This window comes from Pseudoalteromonas sp., assembly GCF_041629635.1.
Classification (GTDB): Bacteria; Pseudomonadota; Gammaproteobacteria; order Enterobacterales; family Alteromonadaceae; genus Pseudoalteromonas.
In genome coordinates, this window is sequence record NZ_JBFKMX010000185.1 from 1 (window position 1) to 5,457 (window position 5,457).

The 5,457-nt window shown below is 39.9% G+C and carries 6 protein-coding genes; 3 read left to right on the forward strand and 3 right to left on the reverse strand.

What is annotated here, in order from left to right; genetic code table 11:
* From thrC to ABYD77_RS17385, 3 genes are all read left to right on the forward strand, one after another.
* Positions 1–1,216 (forward strand): threonine synthase (gene thrC, locus ABYD77_RS17375; RefSeq protein WP_372771355.1); only part of this gene is annotated, 1,216 nt, incomplete at its 5' end.
* Positions 1,217–1,310: 94 nt separating this feature from the next.
* On the forward strand, positions 1,311–1,982 hold the full coding sequence (gene ung, locus ABYD77_RS17380) for a uracil-DNA glycosylase (RefSeq protein WP_372771357.1): 672 nt from the start codon (positions 1,311–1,313) through the stop codon (positions 1,980–1,982).
* A complete protein-coding gene (locus ABYD77_RS17385) occupies positions 1,979–3,061 on the forward strand; it encodes a YdiY family protein (protein WP_372771358.1) in 1,083 nt (360 codons plus the stop codon). The genes ung and ABYD77_RS17385 overlap by 4 nt, the downstream gene beginning before the upstream one ends.
* Before the next feature lie 52 nt (positions 3,062–3,113).
* Here ABYD77_RS17385 and ABYD77_RS17390 read toward each other — a convergent pair whose 3' ends face one another.
* The 3 genes from ABYD77_RS17390 to ABYD77_RS17400 form a co-directional block, all read right to left on the reverse strand.
* Positions 3,114–3,299: a DUF3545 family protein gene (locus tag ABYD77_RS17390; RefSeq protein ID WP_372771359.1), complete on the reverse strand. Its 186-nt coding sequence runs from the start codon at positions 3,297–3,299 to the stop codon at positions 3,114–3,116.
* Between the two features lie 158 nt (positions 3,300–3,457).
* Positions 3,458–5,071 (reverse strand): glucose-6-phosphate isomerase, encoded by a 1,614-nt coding sequence (gene pgi, locus ABYD77_RS17395; protein ID WP_372771360.1) that lies wholly within the window; start codon positions 5,069–5,071, stop codon positions 3,458–3,460.
* Positions 5,072–5,085: 14 nt separating this feature from the next.
* The coding region (locus ABYD77_RS17400; protein ID WP_372771361.1) for a transaldolase family protein at positions 5,086–5,457 on the reverse strand (372 nt) is incomplete at its 5' end.

The following is a 5,457-nucleotide window of genomic DNA, read 5'->3' on the forward strand; positions in this document are numbered from 1 at the left end:
AGGCAACAATCAAGGTGTCTTTTTCCCAAATAGCCTAGTACCGCTAAGTAATGTTGATGAGTTACTTGAGCTTGATTTTGTCGCGCGTAGCAGCAAAATTTTATCGCATTTAATTGGTGATGAATTACCAGAAAGTACCGTACAGCAAATGGTAAAAAATGCCTTTAACTTTCCAGCAGAACTGGTAAAAGTTGAAGATAATGTTTACTGCCTTGAGCTGTTTCATGGTCCAACGCTTGCGTTTAAAGACTTTGGCGGTCGTTTTATGGCGGAGTGCTTGTCGGTATTTAATGAAGGTAACAAAACCACGATTTTAACAGCAACAAGTGGTGACACAGGTGCTGCTGTGGCACATGCGTTTTACGGCAAAAAAGACATTAATGTGGTGATTTTATACCCGAAAGGTAAAATTTCATTAGCACAGCAAAAACTGTTCACAACACTAGGCAATAACATTCATTGTTACGCAGTAGATGGCAGCTTTGATGATTGCCAAGCGATGGTAAAACAAGCGTTTTTAGATGATGAAGTAAAACAGCGCTTAGGCTTAAACTCAGCAAACTCAATCAATATTAGCCGTTTACTTGCACAGGTATGTTACTACTTTGAAGCGGTGGCGAAATTACCTAAAGCAGAGCGCGCAAAAACGCATATTTCGGTGCCAAGTGGTAACTTTGGTAATGTGTGTGCTGCAATGATTGCCGCAAGTTTAGGTTTACCAGTGGCTAAGCTTTCAGCAACGACAAACCAAAATGATACTGTGCCGCGTTATTTAGCATCAAAAGACTGGGCGCCAAATGCAACGCTAGAATCGTTATCAAATGCGATGGACGTGAGTAAACCAAATAACTGGCCGCGTGTGCAGTTTATGCTAGATAACAACTGGTTTAGCTACGATAATTTTTATTCGCACAGTGTTGATGAAGCACAAACGAAAGCGGTAATGCATGATGTTTATGCTAAAGGTTACTTAGCTGAGCCGCATACGGCAATTGCTTACCAAGGCTTAAAACAAGATTTAGCTGCTGATGGTGTTGGCATCTTTTTATCAACCGCTCACCCAGCTAAATTTAAAGAGTCAGTTGAAGACATTCTTTCGATTGAATTAGATATGCCAAAACCACTTGCTGATGCATTAGCAAAACAGTGTTTAGCAGAAGACCTAGTTAATGACTATCAAGTGCTTCGTGAAAACATTTTGGCAAAACTAGCTTAATCCTTTTAAATCTGTTGATTGAAATACCCAGCCGCTACAAGTTAGCGGCTTTTTTATGGCATACTGACAGCAAAAATAACCGACAAAGAATTTTATGACTACTTGGACAGATGTACTCGCAGTTGAAAAGCAACAAGACTACTTTAAAGATACGCTCGACTATGTTGCCAAAAGGCGCGCTGAGGGGGTTAATGTATTTCCGCCTGAGGATGAAGTGTTTAGTGCGTTTTCAAGCACCGCGTTTGAAGATGTGAAAGTGGTGATCCTCGGGCAAGACCCTTATCATGGCCCAGATCAAGCACATGGCTTGGCATTTTCAGTAAAGCCAGGCGTTAAAGCACCACCATCGCTCGCCAATATGTATAAAGAATTAGCAACCGATATCGACGGTTTTGCTATACCTAATCATGGTTATTTGCAAACGTGGGCAGAGCAGGGGGTACTGTTATTAAATACGGTATTAACCGTTGAACAAGGCCAAGCTCACTCGCATAAAATGCTCGGTTGGGAGACCTTTACTGATCGCGTTATAGCTGCATTGAATGAACATGCCGAAGGTATTATATTTTTGCTTTGGGGTTCACATGCGCAAAAAAAAGGACGTCATATCAATACAACTAAGCATGTAGTCTTCAATGGGCCGCATCCATCACCACTTTCTGCCTATCGCGGCTTTTTTGGTTGTAAGCATTTCTCTAAAACAAATGATGCCTTATTAGCTATGGATAAAACCCCAATAAATTGGCATTTAAACAACCTTAAATGATGCAAAAAAAACACTTTTTTACGCGACTTATATCTTTGATAGTTTTTGTCTTTTCGCTAAAGATATTTGCCGCTGAGCCTGAAATATTTGTTGATCGAGATTGGCTTAAAACCAGCTCTGGTGAATGGATTAATGGTGAAATCATTTCATTCTATGATGACAAAGTTGAGTTTGACTCTGATGAATTTGGCTTGCAAACCATTGATGCTGAAGATATTAGTGAAATTCGTTCACAACATGCATTTAGTGTGAGGCTCAATGCAGGGCGCATTTATACTGGTCGTTTACAGTTAAGTGATAATGTACTGACTATTTACCAGGGCTTAAAAAGTGAGCGAGTGTATTTTAGCAATGTGCTTACCATGGTGCCGTTTGGTGAAAGCCGAATAAATTTATGGTCTGGTTCGATTAATTTAGGTGCTAATTTTCGCCGCGGCAATATTAAACAAAACGACACCAATATGCGTTTGCAATTACAAAGGCGCTCAGCGATTAATCGGTTAAAAGTTGATTATTTGATTAATAAAAGTGAATTGCAAAATACCTCAAAAGAAACGCAAACAACGGTCGATAATCAGCGCCTTAATATCAGTCTTGATTGGTTTTTTTCGAATAAAATGTTTTTCCGACCACTTGAATATGAATATTTTTCCGACCCTTTTAGTAACATTGATGAACGCTCAACCTATGGTGTAGGTGTTGGTTATCACTTGTTTGATAGTAAAATGTTGGACTGGAATTTAAGTGTGGGCCCTAGTTATCAAAGTACACGTTTTACTTCATCAAGTAACGATAAGCGAGAAACATCTGGCGCACTTTCGCTTGGTATGGTGATTGACTGGGAAGTGTCATCGCGCATTGATTTTAAATTTGATTATCAAATTCAATTCTTAAAAGAGCAGCTAGGCGGTAAACAGCAAACCTTAAAAACGGGTTTTGATGTTGAGCTGACGAATGATTTTGAATTAGATTTATTATTGTATGTTGATAGAAATGATAAACCATCTACCCGTTCACAAGGGGCGGTAGCTGAGAAAAACGATTTTCAGTTTATTGTCAGTGTTGGCTATGAGTTTTAAGCTTTAATCAGACGAAAAAAAAGACTCCTGAGAGCCTTTATTGTGATGATTGTTAGATAACTAAGTCATCTAGATCAATGTCATCAAAAGAACCGAATTCTTCAAGTTCTTTTTTCAGTCTGTGTCTTTCCTTTAACGCTTCTATTTCACGCCATTTGCGCTTTTTCCCTTTCGAAGAGGCCTTTGTTGTTGGTTCAGGACGTTCTAATATTGCGAAAATATCATCTATGCTATCCATGGTATCCTCCTGTGGATTTTTTAACCTCGGCATAAGAAATATCATAACTCGTCTAAAAATAAAACTAATATGTTTAGCTTTTGTTAAAAAATAATGAAGGTTTTTCGACTAGATCAAACAACAAGGAAACAGCTACCAAAAAGGTAGCTGTTAGGGTATTAATTTGTAAGTGTTTTTAGTAAGTGAGCAGTAGAAGGATCAAGTTGTTGGTAATTTTGGGACGCCATCGCATCGAGTACTTGGTTACCGAGTTGTTTACCAAGTTCAACGCCCCATTGGTCATAACTATTTATGCCAAATAACACACCTTGCACAAACACTTTGTGTTCATAAAAAGCTAACAGTGCGCCAAGTGAACGAGATGATAAATCGTCAATTAATAATGTATTAGAACCTTTATTGCCTGGCATCACTTTATGCGGCGCAAGTTCATTTATTTCTTCTTGGCTTAACCCTTGGGCTTCTAGTTCAGCTTGCGCTTGCACTAAGTTTTTACCTTGCAATAACGCTTGGCTTTGACCTAGGCAATTTGCAATCATTGCTTTGTGGTGTTGCTGATAACTGCTTTCACCGACGCGTGGCAAAATAAAGTCAATCATGGCACTTTGCTTGCCTTGATGCAGCAATTGCATAAATGAGTGCTGACAGTTTGTGCCTTCAGCACCCCATAAAATTGGGCCTGATAATTCAATCGAATCACCTGCAAGGTTCACGCTTTTACCGTTACTTTCCATATCAAGCTGTTGTAAATACGCTGGTAATGTTTTTAAGGCGTGACCATAAGGTAGCACTAGTAGGTTATTTTCACCTAAATAGTGTTGTTGCCAATAGCCAATTAAGGCTGCAATGATAGGTAAATTTTGCTCTTCTGGCGCAGTTATAAAATGATTATCAAGGCTTGCAGCACCTGCTAGCAAGGCCTCAAAATTAGCCTTACCAATTTTAAGTGCTAACGGAAGGGCGATGGTTGACCAAACTGAATAACGGCCGCCAATAAAATCCCACAATGGAAAAATCATTTCTTCACTAAAGCCAGCTTGCTTTGCGAGCTTTGGTTTTGCCGTTAATGCTATCCAATGGTTGGCAATAGCAGTGTTTGGCATGGTTTGCTTAAACCAGTCCATTACGGCTTGCATATTAAGCTGAGTTTCGGCTGTGGTCCACGATTTTGACGCTACCACAATTAAAGTGGTTTCAGCATTGAGTTTTGCCAACGTATGTCTTATTTGTTGGCCGTCAATATTGGCAAGATAATGTACATTAACGTCGTTAACATGACTATCAATTAATGCCGCCTCAAGCATTTTAGGTCCAAAAAATGAACCGCCAATACCAATACTGATTACATCTGTAATGGCTTTGCCTGTAACACCTACGATGCTGTTTTGTTCGAAACGCGCAACAAAATCAAGCAATCGTGTTTTAGTTGCTTCAATTTCTTGTGCCACCTCGGGCAAGTGCTTGGCTAACAAAGTGCTGTCACGCAATGCCGTGTGAAGTACCGCACGTTTTTCAGTTGTGTTTACCAATTCACCACTAAATTGCGCGTGCTTTAGTTGCGCTAACTGCTTTAGCTTAGAAACTTCAATTAAATCATTAAGAATGGATTTATCGATTGCTTGCTTAGCAAAGTCGAGGGTTAAACCTGCCGCACTTATTGTAAATTCACTTGCACGGTTAGGCTGCGCATCAAAAAGGGCCAAAATATGGCTCTTTTTAATATTCTCAGCAGCATTTGTTAGTTGCATGTGCAACTGCGCTAAGGTGGTCATAAACCGTTTATTCCTTATAGGTTTGCAAAACGAGTTTCAAGTTCAAGTTGTGCTTCGGCAAACGAGCGAATGCCTTCAGCTAGCTTTTCTGTTGCCATCGCATCTTGGTTATGCTGCCAGCGAAACTCATTTTCAGTTAAAGGTGCTGGTTTTGGTAATACTTCCGTTGGTTTCTCTAGAGGATAAACCTCTGCGTCGCTTAACTCTGCAAGTTCAGTTAATAGCTGAGGGCTAATCGTTAAGCGGTCACAGCCCGTTAACGCTAATATCTCACCAGTATTGCGGAAGCTCGCACCCATTACAATGGTTTCGTAACCATGCGATTTATAGAAGTTGTAAATGCTACGTACTGATTGTACACCTGGATCGTCAAGTGCTGATTCTGG

Coding starts and splice junctions, on each gene's coding strand:
- ABYD77_RS17390 (WP_372771359.1), bottom strand. CDS start 3,299: ATGGATAGCATAGATGATATTTTCGCAATATTAGAACGTCCTGAACCA.
- ABYD77_RS17385 (WP_372771358.1), top strand. CDS start 1,979: ATGATGCAAAAAAAACACTTTTTTACGCGACTTATATCTTTGATAGTT.
- ung (WP_372771357.1), top strand. CDS start 1,311: ATGACTACTTGGACAGATGTACTCGCAGTTGAAAAGCAACAAGACTAC.
- pgi (WP_372771360.1), bottom strand. CDS start 5,071: ATGACCACCTTAGCGCAGTTGCACATGCAACTAACAAATGCTGCTGAG.